Origin of the sequence: Cellulomonas timonensis, assembly GCF_900046455.1 — a bacterium.
Classification (GTDB): domain Bacteria; phylum Actinomycetota; class Actinomycetes; order Actinomycetales; family Cellulomonadaceae; genus Cellulomonas_A; species Cellulomonas_A timonensis.
On record NZ_FCOT01000009.1, the window covers coordinates 309296 to 326669 of the forward strand.

The following is a 17374-nucleotide window of genomic DNA, read 5'->3' on the forward strand; positions in this document are numbered from 1 at the left end:
CCACGTCACAGGCACTCGGTACGGTGTGCGGCGAAGCGCCCCGTGCGCCCTATCAGCCATGACGCGAGGAGCCGCACCGTGGGGGTCACCCGCAGGATCATCTTCCCGACCATCCGCCTCATCCTGTGGGCGGTGATCGCGCTCGCCCTGGTCAAGATGGCGTTCTCGGGCGCGGACCTGTCCCAGGCCGATGACAGCCTCGTGCCGTCCGCGCAGGTCAACGAGATGCACGCCGAGGTGTCCACCGCGACGATCACCAACACGGTGACGGTGCAGGGATCGGTGGTCTCCGATCCGGCGACGCCCGTCAAGGCGACCATGGCAGGCACGGTGTCGAAGCTGCTGGCCGCCCACGGCCAGCAGGTCGAGGTCGACACCCCGATCCTCGAGATCCTGCTCGAGACGCCCGTCGAGCCCACCGTCACCACCAACCCCGAGACCGGCGAGCAGACGGTCACGGAGAACAAGCCGAAGATCAAGCGCGAGACGGTCAAGGCCGCCACCGCCGGGACGCTGACGCTCACGGCGCTCAAGGACCAGATCGTGTCCGTCGGCGACGCGATCGGCTCCGTGGCCCCCGGGACGCTGTCCGTGTCCGGCACACTCACCCCCGAGCAGCAGTACCGGCTGCTCGGCGCGCCCACCGAGGCCCAGGTCACGCTCAAGGGCGGCCCGGCGCCGTTCGCCTGCACCGGGCTGAAGATCGGCGCCGCCGCCCAGGCCGGCGCCGACGCCAACCAGTCGGGCAGCGACAACGGCGGCCAGGCGGCCGCCACGGGCGCCATCACCTGCGCGGTGCCCGCGGGAGTCACCGCGTTCCCGGGCCTCGGCGCCGATCTGGAGGTCGTCAACGGCACCGCCGCCGACGCGCTCGTCGTGCCCGTCACCGCGGTGCAGGGCTCCGTGCAGGAGGGCAACGTGTGGATCGTGCTGCCCGACGGCGCCTCCGAGAAGCGCGCCGTCAAGCTCGGCCTGACCGACGGGGAGAACGTCCAGATCACCGAGGGCCTGGCCACCGGTGACAAGGTCCTGCAGTTCGTGCCCGTCGGCGACACCGTGAACCTGCCCTGCGACCAGCCCGGCGCCGACTACGCGACGTGCCAGGCATGAGCCTGCTCGAGCTGACGGACGTCACCCGCTCCGTCCTGCTGCCCGACGAGCGCGTGCTGGAGATCCTGCGCGGCATCACGCTCACCGTGGACGCCGGGGAGCACATCTCGATCGTCGGCCGCTCCGGCACCGGCAAGTCCACGCTGCTCAACATCCTCGGACTGCTGGACTCCCCCACCTCCGGGGAGTACCTGCTCGAGGGCGCCTCCGTGGCGCGGCTGTCGCAGCGCAAGCGCGCGTGGCGGCGCGGCGAGGACTTCGGCTTCGTGTTCCAGCAGTTCAACCTCATGCCGGGCCGCACGGCCCTGGAGAACGTCGCCGCGCCGCTGATGTACGCGCGCGGCCGCCAGTTCTGGAGGCGACGCGCGCTCGCCGCCGACATGCTCGACCGGGTGGGCCTCGGCGACCGCCTGGAGGACATGCCGGAGAAGCTCTCCGGCGGCGAGCAGCAGCGCGTGGCCATCGCCCGCGCCCTGGTCCGGGGCCCGCGGGTGATCCTCGCGGACGAGCCCACCGGGGCCCTGGACGTGGACACCGGCGGCGAGGTCATGGCGCTGCTCGACGAGATCGCCGGGCAGACCGGCGCCGCGCTGATCGCCATCACCCACGACCTCGCCGTCGCCGCCCGCGCGCAGCGGCACTACCGGCTGGCCGGCGGGGTGCTCGTGCCGATCGTGCTCAACGCCCCTGGCCAGGTGACCGAATGGGTGGGCGACGTGCCCACGGACGTCCCCACCGGCGCCGCCGAGCTCCCGGGCACGGTGCGCGCATGAGCGGCATCGTCAGCACCCTGGTCGAGGCGTGGGACGAGCTGCGCATCCACAAGCTGCGGGTGCTGCTCGCGCTCATCGGCGTGGCCGTCGCCGTCACCGCCATCACCGGCATCACGGCCGCCGTGCAGATGATGAACCAGGCCTTCCGTGAGCAGGCCGAGCGGTACAACGGCCGCGACGTGACGCTGATGGCCACCGCCTACCAGAGGTGGTCGGGCGACATGGTCGCGACGACCTCCACCACCCCCGACCCCGCGGTGTTCGAGGCCGCCTACACGCGGGTGGTCGAGCAGTACGGCATCGAGCACTGGTCCCGCGTGGGATGGGGGCAGGCGCCGTTCCGCTTCCCCACCGGCACGCAGATGGTCCAGCTGCAGGTCGTCGACCCCGCCTTCGGGGTGATCAACAGGTTCCAGACCACTGACGGGCGCTGGTTCGCCGACAGCGACGTGGAGCGCCTCGCCCCGGCGGTCGTCGTCAACGAGACGTTCTGGAAGGCCCTGGGCGAGCCCGCCCTCGACACGCACCCGACCATCGTCCTCGGCGGACCCACTCCGGTGCGCGCCGAGGTGATCGGCGTCTACGCGAGCAGTTGGGACCAGGAGCCCCCGGCCGCCTACGCCTTGACCGACCACGTCAACCGCTGGACCGCCTCCAACGAGGGGTACGGGCCCCCTGAGCTGCGGATGTGGGTGCCCCCGGAGATGGCCGAAGAACTGCAGCCGCTCATCACCCGCGACCTCATGGCGCTCTTGCCGGGCTACGACGTCAACGTCTACCCGAACGAGTACTACAACGCCCTGGACAGCGCCACCAAGTGGGTCGTGCTGGGCGTCGGCGGGTTCGCGCTGCTGCTCGGCGGGCTCCGGCTGGTGAACATCGCGCTGGTGACCGTGCGGCACCGCATCCGGGAGATCGGCATCCGGCGCAGCTTCGGCGCGACCTCGGGCCGGGTGTTCTTCGGGGTGCTCATGGAGTCGGTGGTCGCCACAGTCGTGGCGGGCCTGGTCGGCGTCGTCATCGCCGTCGCGATCATCAAGAACATCCCCGTCGAGCGGGTCTTCGGCGGCGGCATCGAGGACATGCCGCCGTTCCCGCTCTCCGCGGCCATGATCGGCATGGCCTGCGCCACCGGGGTCGGCGCGCTTGCGGGGCTCATCCCGGCGACCGTGGCGGTCCGCGTCAAGGTCATCGACGCCATCCGCTACTGAGCCGGGCACCGTCGTCCTGGGGCGGCGCCACCCTGCTCCCCCGAGAGGCCCCTGCGCCCGCCGGGAACGCCGACCTCGACGCGCTGCTGAGCGCGGCGGGCGTCGCGCGGTGACTCGCGGACGACGCCGGGCGTAGGAGAGCCCGCGCACGTGTGACCAGACGACCGCGGCCCGTCTCGGTCCCGGTCTCTCGTGCGAGCGGCGTGGCGACGACGCGGTGACGGCGTTCGACCTGGGCCGAACGCGCGCGGTCACAGGATCTCCATCCCTCTATACGCCACGTGTATACACACTGTGTATAGTTCGACGCGCCGGTTCGGCTCCCCCCACCTTCTGCCGGTGCGCGCGCCGGCTCGACCGCCACCCGCTCCCACACCGTTCCCGCAGGAAGGCGCACCCATGAGGACCATCCCGATCACCGCCATCGCCAGCTGCGCACTGCTGCTGCTGTTCAGCGCATGCGCCAGCGGTGGAGACGCCGAGCCCGGCAAGCAGAGCAAGGCAGACGCGCCCCTCACGGCCTACATGGACGCCCTCTACGACATCGACTATCAGAAGGTCCACGCCGAGGAGGAGAACATCATCGCCGCCTGCATGCAGGAGGCGGGGTTCGAGTACATCCCCCGGGAGGTCTCGAGCGCCGACTATCCCGACGGCGAGGACGCGTTCGAGTTCACCGAGGAGCACGCCGCGAGGGAGGGGTACGGGTACTCGAGCCCGGAGCCCGCGAGCGACGAGGCCGAGTCGGTGGACCCGAATGCCGACTACCTCGCGGCCATGTCCGAGACCGAGCGGGCCGCCTACGAGCTGGCGCTCTGGGGTGAGCAGGACGCGCCCATCGACGACGACGCCGAGTACGAATGGGACTGGACGAAGGCGGGCTGCTACGGCAAGGCGAGCAACGAGGCCTGGGCCGCCAGCCCGATGGCCGCCTTCGAGGACCCGGCCTACGCCGACCTCAGCGAGCAGATCTCCCGGCTGTACGAGGAGGTCTACGCCGACCCGAAGATCACCGCGGTCGACGCCGCGTGGTCGGACTGCATGAACGAGGCGGGCTACGACTTCGCGCAGGTCATGGACGCGAACAACAGCTTCGCCGAGCAGTACTCGGCTCTCTGGGACGCGGCCGACCCGGAGACCGGCACAGACAAGGCCGCCGAGGCGGCCCTGCGCGAGCGGGAGGTGGCCACGGCCGTCGCCGACGCGAGGTGCCAGAAGGAGGTCGGGTACGACGCGACCGTCATGGAGGTCGTGGTCGCCTACGAGCAGGAGTTCGTCGACGAGCACAAGGCCGAGCTCGACGCCTGGGTCGGCCAGTACGCCACGGCGCCGACGGCGGCCAAGTGACCGACACGGCCCCAACGCCCGGCATGACGTTCCACCGTGGCAAACCGTTGTCGGCCTGAGGGTCCACGTTCCTGAACAGCCAAGTCATCCGCAAGGCTGACCCGCGATCGCCGCCCGCTGCCTAGGTTCGTCGGGATCAAAACCGACTATCTGACACGCGCGCGCGCCCGCTCCATCGCCGGCCGCGAACCACTGTTCCGCAGGAAGGCACACCCATGAGGTCCGTCCCGTTCACCGTCGCCGCCGCTGTCGGCGCGCTTCTCCTGCTCAGCGCCTGCAGCGGCAGCGACAGCGACAGCGGCGGCGGCGACAGCAGCAGCGGCTCCGACGCCGGGAAGGACACCGCGGCGAAGGAGAGTCCGCTTCACGCGTACACGAAGTCGATCCCGAGCGACAACGCCGACGAGTCCGCGAAGCGCCACAAGAAGGCGGAGAACATCATCGCCTCCTGCATGCAGGAGGCAGGGTTCGAGTACACGCCCCAGGACGTCCCGAGCCAACCGGCCTCGTTGGACGACGCGGAGAGGATGGGCCCTGTGGAGTGGGCCGAGAAGTACGGCTACGGCTGGTCGGCCGGTCCGGAGTCGGAGATCGGCGAGGAGGAGTTCGTCAGCCCGGACGCCGACTACCTCGCAGCCATGTCCGAGAGCGAGGCGGCCGCCTACAGCCTGGCCTTGTTCGGCGAGCAGCAAGACGTCGACACCGAGTCCGGGTGGGACTGGACGAAGGGCGGCTGCAATGCCAAGGCGAACCACGAGGTGTACAGCAATCTCAACGCCGCCTATGAGGACCCCGCCTATGAGGACCTCCATGAGGAGCAGAGGCGGATGTTCGAGAAGGTCCCGGACGACCCGAGGCTCGCGGCGATCAACGCCGAGTGGTCCGCGTGCATGAACGAGGCGGGCTTCGACTTCGCGAGAGTCAGCGAAGCCCACGAGAGCATCGCCGAGGCCTACGCCGCGCTCTCGGAGACGACTGACGAGACCACCAGGGCTGACCTGGGCAAGAAGGAGATGGCCACGGCGATCGCCGACGCGAAGTGCCAGGAGAAAGCCGGCTACCCCGAGAAGGCCCAGGAGGTGCAGTTCGCCCTCGAGCAGGAGTTCATCGACACCCACAAGGCCGAGCTCGACGCCTGGATCGAGCAGTACGCCACGGACAAGTGAGGCGCGAGCCAACCCGCCGTGCCGTCCGCCTGTGGTCAAGCGTTGTCCGCCTGAGGCGCCACGTGCCTGAACAGCCGGTCATCCGCAGGGTTGACCCGCGACAGCCCCCCCGTTGCTAGGTTCGTCAGGGATCAAAACCGACAAACTGACCCGCGCGCGCGCCGGCTCCATCGCCACCCGCGCCCACCGTTCCGCAGGAAGGCACACCCATGAGGTCCGTCCCGTTCACCGCCGCCGCCGCTGCCGGTTGCGCCCTGCTTCTGCTCAGCGGCTGCGGGAGCAGCGGCGACTCCGATGCCGGGAAGGACTCCAAGGCGAGCGAGGGTCCACTCCAGGAGTACATGAAGCCGGTCACGAGCGCCTATGACGACGTCGACTACGAGAAGCTCCAAGTCGAGCAGGAGAACATCGTCGCGGCCTGCATGCAGGAGGCCGGCTTCGAGTACACCCCCCGGGAGGTCTCGGGCAGCTCGTTCGAGTGGGACGAGGACCTCGAATGGGGCAGCGAGGAGTTCGCCGAGAAGCACGGCTACGGGTACTCGATCGGCTCCGAGTCGGAGGATGGCGAGGAGGCAGTGCAGGTGGACCCCAACGCCGACTACGTCGCCGCCATGTCCGAGAGCGAGCAGGCCGCCTACTGGGAGGCCCTGTGGGGGCCGGAGCAGCCGGAGGCCCTCGACGAGGAGGCGGAGACGACCTGGGATTGGACGACCGCGGGCTGCAACGGCAAGGCGAGCAACGAGACGTACGGCTCCACCATGTCCGCGTACGAGGACCCGGCGTTCGTCGAGCTCCAGGACGAGATCGGCACGCTGTACGAGAAGGTCGCCAGCGACCCGAAGCTCACCGCGCTCGACGCCGAGTGGTCGGACTGCATGAACGAGGCCGGCTTCGACTTCGCGAAGGTCCCTGACGCGGCCACCAGCATCTCCGACGCCTACTCAGCGCTCTGGGAGTCGGCTGCCCCGGATGGCAGCACGGACAAGGCCGCCGAGACCGAGCTGCGCGAGAAGGAGATGTCCACGGCGATCGCCGACGCGAAGTGCCAGACGAAGGTCGGCTACCAGAAGACGACCCGAGAGGTGCAGTTCGCCCTCGAGCAGGAGTTCGTCGACGCGCACAAGGCCGAGCTCGACGCGTGGATCGAGCAGTACGCCACTGACGCCAAGGCGGCCAAGTGAGCCGCGCGATCCCGCAGGGCAACCGCACCATCCTCGTGATGGCCGGCGTCGCGGTGCTGAGCCTCGTCGCCGGGCTGGGGCTGAGCCAGCTCATCACGTCTCCGGCCAAGGCAGAGGCGGACGCCGCTCCCCCGGTCGCTGGCGCGGTGACCGTGCCTGTGGAGAGCCGCGTCCTCGCCAACGACGTGACATTGCGGGGCGACCCGCTGTACGACGACCCGGCCGAGATCCGCGTCGAGACGGGCGAGGTGAAGGGCCAGCCGGTTGTGACGGGCCAGGTGCCCGAGGTCGGCTCCACTGTCGACGCGGCTAGCGTCGCCCTCGAGGTCGCGGGACGCCCGGTGATCGTGCTGCCTGGCACGCTGCCCACCTACCGCAGCCTGCAGGCGGGTGTCGCAGGGCCGGACGTCCTCCAGCTCAAGGCGGCGCTCGCGGCGCTCGGCATCGACGCGGGCAAGCCCGACTCGGACGTGTATGACGCGGCCACGGCCGCCGGTGTGGTGGAGCTCTACCGGAAGGTCGGCTACCAGCCGCCCGCGCCAGGGAAAGAGCTCAAGGACGCGCTCAAGGGCGCGCAGGATGCGGTGCGCGCCGCCGAGGACGGCCTCTCCTCCGCCCAGATCGCGCTGAAGACCGCCTCGTCGGGGCCCACCGAAGTGGAGCGGCTGCAGGCTGACAACGCCGTGCGCTCCGCGCAACGGGAGGTTGCCGCCGCCGAGGCCGCAGCAGCGGCCGGCGACCCCGAGGCGCCCAGCGCCGTCAGCATCGAGGCGTTGCGCGAGGCCGTCACCGTGGCCGAGGCACAGCGCACGCAGGTGCTGGCGGGCATGGGGAGCTCCGCCGAGGCCGCCGCCGTCGCCTCCGCGCAGCGGGCGTTGGCCGACGCCAAGGCCATGCACACCGAGGCCAAGGCCGCGACGCTCACCGCGCTCCCCGCGAGCGAGGTCGTCTTCCTCGCCTCTCTGCCACGACGGGTCGACAACGTGGCGGTGAAGCTGGGCGCGATCGTCAGCGGTCCCGTCATGACCGTCTCGGGCGCCACGCTCGAGATCGTCGCGTCCGCCTCCGCCGACGACGCCGCACTGCTGGCGGTCGGGAACCCCGGGACCGTGACGGTGCTCGGGCAGGACGTGCAGGTCACCGTGAAGGCCATCGAGGCCCCGGGCTCGACCAGCAGCTCGGCAGAGCCCGAGGGCGAGGGCACGGAGGGTTCCGAGGCGCCCGCGGGCTCCGGGTCGACCACTGGCCAGGCGGGGCGGCACACCGTCCGCTTCCAGCTCGGCGAGCTCACCGCAGAGCAGCTGTCCACGCTCCAGGGCGGCGACAACGTGCGGATCAAGATTCCGGTGAGCTCCACCGGCGGCGAGGTGCTCGCCGTGCCGCTGGCCGCGCTCACGGCCGGACCCGGTGGCGAGTCGCGCATCGAGCGGCAGGGCGCCAAGGGCGCCACCGAGCTCGTGACAGTGGAGACCGGACTGGCCGCCGGCGGGTACGTGCAGATCGTGAACTCGAAGGAGCCCATCGCCGCCGGCGACCTGGTCGTGGTGGGGATCCGCGGCGCCGAGGACGCATCCGACGAGGCGACGGAGGCGGCCGGATGAGCGTCCTCGACGTCCTCCTGGACGAGCAGCCGGCTGGGCCGGTCCCGGCCGTCATCGAGTTCGCCGCGCTCACCCGCACGTTCCCCGGCGATCCGCCGGTCGTGGCGCTGCACCCGGCGGACCTGCGCATCGAGGCGGGCGACTACCTGTCCATCATCGGCCCGTCCGGGTCGGGAAAGTCGACGCTGCTGCACATCCTGGGGCTGCTCGACCGGCCCAGCTCCGGGGAGTACCTCCTCAACGGGAGCCCCACCGGCGCCGCCTCCGAGTCGGACCGCTCACGGCTGAGGGGCGGCTGCATCGGGTTCGTCTTCCAGTCCTTCCACCTGCTGCCCCACCGCACGGTGCTCGACAACGTGCTGCTCGCCACCCTGTACTCGGGGGTGCCCCGGGCAGAACGCCGGGACCGGGCGATGGCGGCGCTGCACCGGGTCCACCTCGACCACCGGGTCGACTTCCTGCCCACAGTCCTCTCGGGTGGCGAGCGGCAACGGGTGGCCATCGCCCGGGCCATCGTCGCGGAGCCGCAGGTGCTGCTGGCGGACGAGCCCACCGGCAACCTGGACTCGGTGAACTCCGCGGGGGTGCTCGACCTGTTCGACGAGTTGCACGGCGACGGCCTCACGCTCGTGGTGATCACCCACGACTCTCAGGTGTCCGCACGGGCCCAGCGGCGGGTGCGGATCTCCGACGGCCGATTGACCGAGCTCGCATGAGGCGGCTCCTGACCCGGACCCGCCCCACCACCGACCCGGACGGCTTCGGGCTCGCCGACGCGCGGGCGACACCGGCTGTCGCCAAGCGGCCGCCACGCGGCGACAGGTTCGGGGCGCGGGACTTGTTCGCCGAGGCCACGTTCGGCGTCGGCGCCCGGCCCGGGCGCCTGATCCTGACGATCATGGGGACGGTGCTCGGCATCGCCTCGGTGGTCGTCACCGTCGGCCTCGCGAACACGACGGCCGGGCAGATCAACAAGCAGTTCGACGCGGTCGCCGCCACCCAGGTGGTCGTCGAGCCCGCCAAGTCGACCGGCGGCGGCCAGACGCGCGCCAAAGCGCGGATTCCGTGGGACGCCGCCGAGCGGGTGAGCCGTCTGGCCGGCGTGGAGTCGGCGGGCACCCTCGCCGAGGTGGACGTCCGGGGCGCGCAGGTCACGTCGGTGCCCGTGAACGACCCGTCGCAGGCGGCTCAGACCTCGGTCCCGGTGCTGGCCTCGTCGGAGGGCCTGCTCGAGACGGTGCGGGGCGTCGTCGTCACCGGCCGCAACTTCGACTCCGGACACGACGCGCGCGGCGACCGCGTGGTGGTGCTCGGGGCACGGGCCGCCGAGTCCCTCGGGGTGCACCGCGTCGACAGGCAGCCGTCGATCTTCATCGGCGAGGACTCCTACACCGTGATCGGCATCATCGACGACGTGAAGCGCAAGACGGAGCTGCTCGACGCGGTGATCCTGCCCATGGGCACCGCGCGGTCCGACTTCGACCTGGCGGCGCCCGCCGAGCTGCAGGTGCGCATCGCGCCCGGGGCGGGCGAGGTCGTCGCCGAGCAGGCACCGATCGCCCTCGACCCCAACTCCCCCGACGGCTTCAGCGTCAAGGCCCCGCCAGCCCGCTCCACGGTGCAGCAGAACGTCCAGGCCGACGTCGACCTGATCTTCCTGGCCCTGGGCGCCGTGGCACTGCTCATCGGCGGGGTGGGGATCGCGAATGTCACGCTGCTGTCGGTGATGGAGCGTGTGGGCGAGATCGGGCTGCGCCGGGCGCTGGGCGCCACCCGCCGGGACATCGCCGCGCAGTTCATCGTGGAGTCGGCGATCATCGGCCTGATCGGCGGGCTGATCGGCGCGTCGCTGGGCGTCGCGGTCGTGGTGCTCGTGTCCGCACTGCAGTCCTGGGTGCCGATCCTCGACCTGCGCGTGGTGGGCGCCGCGGCCGTCGCCGGAGGGCTCATCGGGCTCGCGGCGGGCTTCTACCCCGCGCTCAAGGCCGCGGCCATCGAGCCGATCACAGCGCTGCGCCGCGGGGTCTGACTCGACGGGAACGACAGAGGGCGGGCCGACGACCTCATCGTCGGCCCGCCCTCTGTCGTCAGGCGTCGGTCACCAGGGGGCGTCGAGGCGCTCACGTGCCTCGGTCGGCAGGGTGAGCCGGACGCCGGACAGCGCGGCCTCCACTTGCGCCTGGCTGCTCACCCCCGCCACCGGCCGGACCACCGGGTCGCCTCCCACGAGCCACGCGAGCACGACCTCGCTGCGGGTGGCGCCCAGCTCGCGCGCCACCTCGTCGAGGACCTCGAGCCGCCGGGTGGTGCCCGGATGCGTGAACGCGTCGGAGATCTGCCGGTCGGGGCGGTCGTAGGCGCCGTACAGCAGCGGGGTGTACGCCCACAGGTCGATCCCGGGGTTGCTCGCCGCGTAGTCGAGCACCTCGTCGGTGATCCAGCCGAACCGGTGGTCGTGATCGTGGTCGCGCACGAACGGCCGGGGCTGGACGTAGGTGTAGCGGAGCTGGATGGCGCTCGGCCCGGTGATCCCCTGGGCTCGGGCGTGCGCGGCGGCCCGCTCGACGCGCCACAACGCGGTGTTCGAGTACCCCCACCGGCCGACGACGCCGTCGTCGACGAGCCCGGCGAAGGCGTCCACCGTCTGCGCGAGGTCGGCGGCCCGGTCGTCGCGGTGCGCCCAGAACAGGTCGATGTGGTCGATGCCCATGCGCTCGAGGCTCTGCGCCGCGACCCGGCGCACCACCTCCGGCGCGAGCCCCTCGGAGGACTCCGGGTAGCTGCCCGGGTACAGCGGCTCACAGCCGACCTTCGTCGCGATCAGCACCCGCTCCCGGACCCCGGGCCGCGCGGCGAGCCAGCGGCCGAGCAGCAGCTCGCTCGCCCCGCCGCGGCCGGCCTCGTCGGACCAGAACGCGTAGCAGTCGGCGGTGTCGATCCACACGCCGCCTGCGGCGACATAGCCGTCGAGCAGCGCGAACGCGTCGTCCTCGGCGATGGTGGTGCCGAAGGACATCGCGCCGAGCGCGAGCGGTGGGGCGGAGAGGATCGGGTCCGCGGGGGGTGTCGTCGTCATCCCCCTACTGTCGGACCTGGAGCGCGCTCCAGGTCAAGCGGCGCGCCCACGGACCAGCACCCCAGCACCCGCCACACTGTCGCCATGGCGACGCACACCCCGGCCGAGGCCGCCCGACGCAGCGGCTTCAGCATCGACACCCTGCGCTACTACGAGCGGATCGGGCTGCTCACCGGCGTCGAGCGCGACCCCGGGGGCCGCCGCCGCTACTCCGACCAAGACCTCGGGTGGCTCGAGATCCTGCGGTGCCTGCGTGACACGGGCATGCCGATCGCCACAATGCGGCGCTACGCCGGCCTCGCGCTCGCAACCGGCGCCGACGCGGAGCAGACCATCCCCGAGCGGCTCGACATCCTCGAGGAGCACGCCGCCGAGGTCACCGCGACGATCGCTCTGCTCACCCGCCAGCAAGAGCACCTGGCCGAGAAGATCGCGTACTACCGCACGGTGGTGGCAACCGACGCGGGCGCTGACGCGCTCGCCGGCGCCGCGGCTCACACGTCGTAGGTGACCACCAGGGGCGCGTGGTCGCTGAATCGCTGGTCGTAGGCCTCCGCACGGTCCACCTCGGCGGTCCGGGCCAGACCGGCCAGGCCCGGGGTGGCGAGCTGGTAGTCGATCCGCCAGCCGGCGTCGTTGTCGAACGCCTGCCCGCGCCACGACCACCACGTGTACGGCCCGGGGCCCTCCCCACCGAGCTCGCGGCCCAGGTCGCGCCAGCCCAGCTCGTCGAACCAGCGGTCCAGGTAGGCGCGCTCCTCCGGCAGGAACCCGGCGGCCTTGAGGTTGCCCTTCCAGTTCTTGATGTCGACGTTCTTGTGCGCGATGTTCAGGTCGCCCGCCACCACCACGTGCTGCCCGGAGCCCGCGAGCTCGGCGAGCCGCTTGGTCACGTGGTCCAGGAACGCGTACTTCTCGTCCATCTTGGGGGTGCCCGCCGTCCCCGAGTGGATGTACGTCGAGACGACGGTGACCTGCTGCGTGGAGCCGTCCTTGCCGGGCACTTCGAGGTCCGCCTCGACCCAGCGCCCGGTGTCCACCGGCACGCCCGTGGCGAGGCCGATGCGGATGGCGCTCATGGGCAGCCGGGACGCGATGGCGACACCGGCGCGGCCCTTGATCTCGCAGGCCTCATGCGCGAGGTGCCACTCGGACGTCGGCAGGAAGTCGCTGAGGATCTCGTCAGGCGCGCGGACCTCCTGCAGCAGCATGACGTCCGGCTTGCGGGTGGCGACCCACTCGGACATGCCGCGCTTGTAGGCGGCCCGGATCCCGTTGACGTTGGCGGTGGCGATAGTCAGCACGCGGCATATCCAACCTCATCCCGCTGACAGGCCGCCGCGCCGTCCGGGCCGGGCCACCCGGGTCAGGCGCCGTCGTACGCCGCCTGGAGCGCAGGGAGGTCCAACTTCTGCATCGTGTACATCGCCTGCGTGGCCCGGGCCGACGCCTCGGAGTCGTCGCTGAACAGCAGCGAGTCCAGCGCCGTGGGCACCACCTGCCACGACAGGCCGTACCGGTCCTTGAGCCACCCGCACTGGCTGGGCTCGCCGCCGTCGGCCAGCAGCGCGTCCCAGTAGTGGTCGACTTCCTCCTGGCTCTCACACGCGAGGATCATCGAGAACGACTCGTCGAGGGTGAAGGCCGGGCCGGCGCTCAACGCCGTCACCGGCATCCCGTCGAGGGTGAACTCGACGATGAAGGCGGTCCCCTCGGGGACGTTCACCCCCGGGGGCGCCTTGATGACCCTGGTGACCTCCGAGTTCGGGATCAACGAGGTGTAGAACTGCGCGGCCTCCTCGGCCTGCGAGTGGTACCAGAGGTGCGGGCTGACGATTCCCATGAGGGTTCCCTCCTACGACGTGGTCACCAGTACTGACCACGTCGAGGAGGCGAACTCATCGGCCACTCCACCGACGAGGTGCTCCGCTCAGCCGGCCAGGCGCTCCGCGGTGTCGACCACGTTGCTGAGCAGCATCGCCCGCGTCATCGGCCCGACGCCGCCGGGGTTCGGCGACACCCAGGACGCGATCTCGCGGACCGCCGGGTCGACGTCGCCGACCACCCGGGACTTGCCCGTCTCGGGGTCGGTGGCGCGGGAGACGCCCACGTCCACGACCACGGCGCCGGGCTTGACGATGTCGGCCGAGATGATGCCGGGGACGCCCGCCGCCGCCACGATGATGTCGGCGTTGCGGGTGTGCTCGGCGAGGTCGGCGGTGCCGGTGTGGGTGAGCGTCACCGTCGCGTTGATCGCCCGACGGGTCAGCAGCAGGCCGATCGAGCGGCCCACGGTGGTGCCCCGCCCGACGACAGTGACGTCGGCGCCCGCGAGCTCGATGCCGTGCCGCTCCAGCAGCTCGATGATGCCGCGCGGCGTGCAGGGCAGCGGCGAGTCGATGGGCTCGTTGACCCGCAGCACCAGGCGCCCGAGGTTCGTGGGGTGCAGGCCGTCGGCGTCCTTGGCGGGGTCGATGAGCTCGAGCACCCGATGCGTGTCGATGCCCTTCGGCAGCGGGAGCTGCACGATGAACCCGGTGCACGCGGGGTCGTTGTTGAGCCGCTCGACGGCGTCCTCGACCTCCTGCTGGGTCGCGGTCTCCGGCAGGTCCTCGCGGATCGACGCGATGCCGACCTCGGCGCAGTCCTTGTGCTTGCCGTTGACGTACCAGCGCGAGCCGGGGTCGTCGCCGACCAGCAGCGTGCCCAGCCCGGGGCGCACCCCGCGCGCGGCGAGCGCGGCCACCCGGGCCGTGAGCTCGCCCTTGATGGCGGCCGCTGTGGCCGTGCCGTCCAGAACCTGTGCGGTCATCTCACTCTTTCTCGGCGAGCGGACGCCGGGCCGGTCCGGGCGCCCCACGTGGGGCGCCCGGACCGGGTCCGGCGGCACGGCGTGGGTCAGTACTGCTGGAGACCGGCGTAGAGCGGGTGCGCGTCGGTGAGCTTCTGCACGCGTGCGCGCAGCGCCTCGACGTCAGCGCTCTGGCCGTCGACCAGGGCGGTGGCGATGATGTCGGCCACCTCGGCGAACTCCGCGTCGCCGAAGCCCCGCGTCGCGAGCGCGGGCGTCCCGATGCGCAGGCCCGACGTGACGCGCGGGGGGCGCGGGTCGAAGGGCACCGCGTTGCGGTTCACGGTGATGCCGACGGCGTGCAGGAGGTCCTCGGCCTGCTGGCCGTCGAGGTCCGAGTGCCGCAGGTCGACGAGCACCAGGTGCACGTCGGTGCCGCCGGTCAGCACGGAGATCCCGGCGCCGGTGACGTCGGCCGCCATCAGGCGCTCGGCGATGAGCTTCGCGCCGGAGAGCGTGCGCTCCTGGCGGTCGCGGAACTCGGGCGAGCCCGCGATCTTGAAGGAGACGGCCTTGGCGGCGACGACGTGCATGAGCGGGCCGCCCTGCTGGCCGGGGAAGACCGCCGAGTCGATCTTCTTGGCGTACTCCTGCTTGGACAGGATGAAGCCCGAGCGGGGGCCGCCGATCGTCTTGTGCACCGTGGACGACACCACGTCCGCGTACGGCACGGGGTTGGGGTGCAGGCCCGCCGCGACCAGCCCGGCGAAGTGGGCCATGTCGACCCAGAGCTTCGCGCCGACCTCGTCGGCGATGGAGCGGAACGCCTCGAAGTCGAGCTGGCGCGGGTACGCGGACCAGCCGCCGATGATGACGTCGGGGCGGTGCTCGAGGGCCGCGGCGCGCACTGCCTCGGGGTCGATGAGGAACGTCTCGGGGTTCACGCCGTACGCGGAGACGTCGTAGAGCTTGCCCGAGAAGTTGATCTTCATGCCGTGCGTGAGGTGGCCGCCGTGGGCCAGCTCGAGGCCGAGGATCTTGTCGCCCTTGTTGATCAGGGCGTGCAGCACGGCGGCGTTGGCCGTCGCGCCGGAGTGCGGCTGGACGTTGGCGTGCTCGGCGCCGAACAGGGCCTTGGCCCGCTCGATGGCGAGGGTCTCGGCGATGTCGACCTGCTCGCAGCCACCGTAGTAGCGGCGGCCGGGGTAGCCCTCGGCGTACTTGTTGGTGAGCACGGAGCCCTGCGCCTGCAGGACGGCCCGCGGCACGAAGTTCTCGCTCGCGATCATCTCGAGCGTGCCCTGCTGGCGGGCGAGCTCTCCGTCCAGCACCGCGGCGATCTCAGGGTCGACGGCGGACAGGTTCTGGTCGAGCACGGGGGTCTGGTCGACGCTCATGTCTCTCCTCGCAGTCAGCGTGCGGGTTCCCGGCATACGTCGGGCACGCACACGAATGGTGTGGTGACCGAGGGCCCAGGCGTCCGACCCGAAGTCTGCTGCTGCGTCGCTCCCCGGTGGTGTTCCACCCGTTGCGCCAGTCGCGACGTGGGCCAGCCTACCAACCTGGCGCCGCTGTCCGACGCCCTTCCCGGATGCCGGGACGGGCGTCGGCGACAGGGTCAGCCGTGCGCGGCGCCCACCGGTGACGCCTCGCCGTCGCCGAGGATCTTGCGCAGGTACGCGAACGTCAGGTCGCCAGCGGTCTGGTCGTGCTGGTGGGTGTAGCCGTGGCGCTCGTACAGGGCGAGGTTCTGCACCGAGTCGCGGCCGGTGAAGACCCAGACCTCGTTGATGTCCTCGGGCAGCAGCGGCAGGATCGCGAGCAGCAGGCGGGTGCCGATCCCCCGGCCCTGCACGTCGGGCGCCACCGCGAGCCGGCCCAGCGTGGCCTTGCCGTCCTCGAGCAGCACGCGGATGGACCCGACGAGCCGGTGCCCGGACCAGGCGCCGAGTGTGATCACGCCGTCGGCCACCAGGTCCGCGCGCAGCTCGTCGTACGTCTGCGTCAGCGGCGGGATGTTCGGGTCGCCGTAGATCTGCGCCTCGGTGACGAAGGCCGCGCGGCGCAATGTCAGCAGCTCGCCGGCGTCGGCCAGGTCGACAGGACGGATCTCCACCTCGGGCTCGCTCATGCGTCCCATCGTCCCATCACCCGGCGCCGCTCCGGGGAGGAACACGCGCTCATCCTGTGTGCGGCTGCGCTGCGGCTCCAGGGTGCTCGACTACCCTTGGCGACCGTGTCCACCCCGCTCCTCCACACCCCTGACGGAACCCACTGGGTCCTGACCCTCTCGTGCCCCGACCGCCCCGGCATCGTGCATGCGGTGGCCGGCCTGCTGGCGGAGCACGGCGGCAACATCACCGAGTCCCAGCAGTTCGGCGACCCGCTCACCGGGCTGTTCTTCATGCGGGTGCAGGTCACTGCCTCGGTGGCTCGGCACACCCTGGAGAGCGCCCTGGTCGAGCTGGCCGGCCGGTTCATGATGCAGTGGCGGCTCGACGTCGCCGGCCGCCCGGTGCGCACCCTGGTGATGGGATCGACGGCGGCTCACTGCCTCAACGACCTGGCCTTCCGCCAGCGTTCCGAGAACCTGCCCGTGGACCTGGTCGCCGTCGTGTCGAACCACACGGCGCTGGCGGACCTGGCGCAGTTCTACGACATCCCGTTCCACCACGTCCCCGTGACGGCGGCGACCAAGTCCGCCGCCGAGGACCGGCTGCTCGAGCTGGTGCAGGAGCTGGACGTCGAGCTCGTCGTGCTCGCCCGCTACATGCAGATCCTCTCGGACGACCTGTGCCGGGCGCTGTCGGGCCGGGTCATCAACATCCACCACTCATTCCTGCCGTCCTTCAAGGGCGCGCGCCCGTACGCCCAGGCCCACGACCGCGGGGTCAAGCTCATCGGCGCCACCGCGCACTACGTCACCGGCGACCTGGACGAGGGCCCGATCATCGAGCAGGACGTGGAGCGCGTGGACCACACCCGCTCGGTGGAGGACCTGGTCGCGTTGGGCCAGGATGTGGAGCGGCGGACGCTGGCGCGCGCGGTGCGCTGGCACGCCGAGCACCGGGTGCTGCTGGACGGGCACCGCACGATCGTCTTCCGCTGACCTGGCCGG

General features: G+C 71.4%; 17 protein-coding genes and 1 riboswitch. Of the genes, 11 read left to right on the top strand and 6 right to left on the bottom strand.

Annotated features, from left to right (window positions below; genetic code table 11):
- Window positions 1-78: 78 nt before the first annotated feature.
- The 9 genes from BN3788_RS03545 (at window position 79) to BN3788_RS03585 (ending at window position 10418) form a co-directional block, all read left to right on the top strand.
- Window positions 79-1110 carry an efflux RND transporter periplasmic adaptor subunit gene (locus BN3788_RS03545; RefSeq protein ID WP_066582459.1) on the top strand — a complete coding sequence of 344 codons (1032 nt, stop codon included), beginning with the start codon at window positions 79-81 and terminating at the stop codon, window positions 1108-1110.
- Window positions 1107-1883, top strand: a complete 777-nt coding sequence (locus BN3788_RS03550; RefSeq protein WP_066582458.1) for an ABC transporter ATP-binding protein — start codon at window positions 1107-1109, stop codon at window positions 1881-1883. The genes BN3788_RS03545 and BN3788_RS03550 overlap by 4 nt, the downstream gene beginning before the upstream one ends.
- Entirely contained in the window at window positions 1880-3094 is a 1215-nt protein-coding gene (locus BN3788_RS03555) for an ABC transporter permease (RefSeq protein WP_066582461.1), read from the top strand. The genes BN3788_RS03550 and BN3788_RS03555 overlap by 4 nt, the downstream gene beginning before the upstream one ends.
- Window positions 3095-3493: 399 nt before the next feature.
- Complete coding sequence (locus BN3788_RS03560) at window positions 3494-4441, top strand: hypothetical protein (RefSeq protein WP_066582456.1); 948 nt, start codon at window positions 3494-3496, stop codon at window positions 4439-4441.
- Window positions 4442-4656: 215 nt separating this feature from the next.
- Window positions 4657-5607: a hypothetical protein gene (locus tag BN3788_RS03565; protein ID WP_066582455.1), complete on the top strand. Its 951-nt coding sequence runs from the start codon at window positions 4657-4659 to the stop codon at window positions 5605-5607.
- Window positions 5608-5816: 209 nt separating this feature from the next.
- Complete coding sequence (locus BN3788_RS03570) at window positions 5817-6788, top strand: hypothetical protein (protein ID WP_066582454.1); 972 nt, start codon at window positions 5817-5819, stop codon at window positions 6786-6788.
- Window positions 6785-8389, top strand: coding sequence for an efflux RND transporter periplasmic adaptor subunit (locus BN3788_RS03575; RefSeq protein ID WP_234346461.1), 1605 nt, complete (start codon window positions 6785-6787; stop codon window positions 8387-8389). Before BN3788_RS03570 ends, BN3788_RS03575 begins: the two co-directional genes overlap by 4 nt.
- Window positions 8386-9105 carry an ABC transporter ATP-binding protein gene (locus BN3788_RS03580; RefSeq protein ID WP_066582453.1) on the top strand — a complete coding sequence of 240 codons (720 nt, stop codon included), beginning with the start codon at window positions 8386-8388 and terminating at the stop codon, window positions 9103-9105. Before BN3788_RS03575 ends, BN3788_RS03580 begins: the two co-directional genes overlap by 4 nt.
- The gene (locus BN3788_RS03585) at window positions 9102-10418 is read left to right on the top strand and encodes an ABC transporter permease (RefSeq protein WP_082812534.1); all 1317 of its coding nucleotides are present in this window, start codon (window positions 9102-9104) and stop codon (window positions 10416-10418) included. Before BN3788_RS03580 ends, BN3788_RS03585 begins: the two co-directional genes overlap by 4 nt.
- A 69-nt stretch (window positions 10419-10487) precedes the next feature.
- Here BN3788_RS03585 and BN3788_RS03590 read toward each other — a convergent pair whose 3' ends face one another.
- Complete coding sequence (locus BN3788_RS03590) at window positions 10488-11465, bottom strand: aldo/keto reductase (RefSeq protein WP_066582452.1); 978 nt, start codon at window positions 11463-11465, stop codon at window positions 10488-10490.
- Window positions 11466-11549: 84 nt separating this feature from the next.
- On the opposite strand from BN3788_RS03590, the gene BN3788_RS03595 reads away from it, so the two are divergent.
- Window positions 11550-11972: a MerR family transcriptional regulator gene (locus BN3788_RS03595; protein WP_066582451.1), complete on the top strand. Its 423-nt coding sequence runs from the start codon at window positions 11550-11552 to the stop codon at window positions 11970-11972.
- On the opposite strand, the gene BN3788_RS03600 is transcribed toward BN3788_RS03595, so the two are convergent.
- The 5 genes from BN3788_RS03600 to BN3788_RS03620 all read right to left on the bottom strand — a co-directional run bounded on the left by BN3788_RS03600 (window position 11960) and on the right by BN3788_RS03620 (window position 16387).
- A complete protein-coding gene (locus BN3788_RS03600; RefSeq protein WP_066582450.1) occupies window positions 11960-12769 on the bottom strand; it encodes an exodeoxyribonuclease III in 810 nt (269 codons plus the stop codon). The genes BN3788_RS03595 and BN3788_RS03600 overlap by 13 nt on opposite strands.
- Before the next feature lie 62 nt (window positions 12770-12831).
- Window positions 12832-13308 (bottom strand): VOC family protein, encoded by a 477-nt coding sequence (locus BN3788_RS03605; protein WP_066582449.1) that lies wholly within the window; start codon window positions 13306-13308, stop codon window positions 12832-12834.
- An 87-nt stretch (window positions 13309-13395) separates the two neighbouring features.
- Window positions 13396-14277 carry a bifunctional methylenetetrahydrofolate dehydrogenase/methenyltetrahydrofolate cyclohydrolase gene (locus tag BN3788_RS03610; RefSeq protein WP_066582448.1) on the bottom strand — a complete coding sequence of 294 codons (882 nt, stop codon included), beginning with the start codon at window positions 14275-14277 and terminating at the stop codon, window positions 13396-13398.
- Between the two features lie 86 nt (window positions 14278-14363).
- Window positions 14364-15653 (bottom strand): serine hydroxymethyltransferase, encoded by a 1290-nt coding sequence (glyA, locus tag BN3788_RS03615; protein WP_066582447.1) that lies wholly within the window; start codon window positions 15651-15653, stop codon window positions 14364-14366.
- 66 nt (window positions 15654-15719) lie between these two features.
- Window positions 15720-15807, bottom strand: a riboswitch (ZMP/ZTP riboswitch).
- 67 nt (window positions 15808-15874) lie between these two features.
- Entirely contained in the window at window positions 15875-16387 is a 513-nt protein-coding gene (locus tag BN3788_RS03620; protein WP_066582446.1) for a GNAT family N-acetyltransferase, read from the bottom strand.
- 105 nt (window positions 16388-16492) lie between these two features.
- Here BN3788_RS03620 and purU point away from each other — a divergent pair, with 105 nt between their 5' ends.
- Window positions 16493-17365 carry a formyltetrahydrofolate deformylase gene (purU, locus tag BN3788_RS03625; protein ID WP_066582492.1) on the top strand — a complete coding sequence of 291 codons (873 nt, stop codon included), beginning with the start codon at window positions 16493-16495 and terminating at the stop codon, window positions 17363-17365.
- Window positions 17366-17374: the final 9 nt, after the last annotated feature.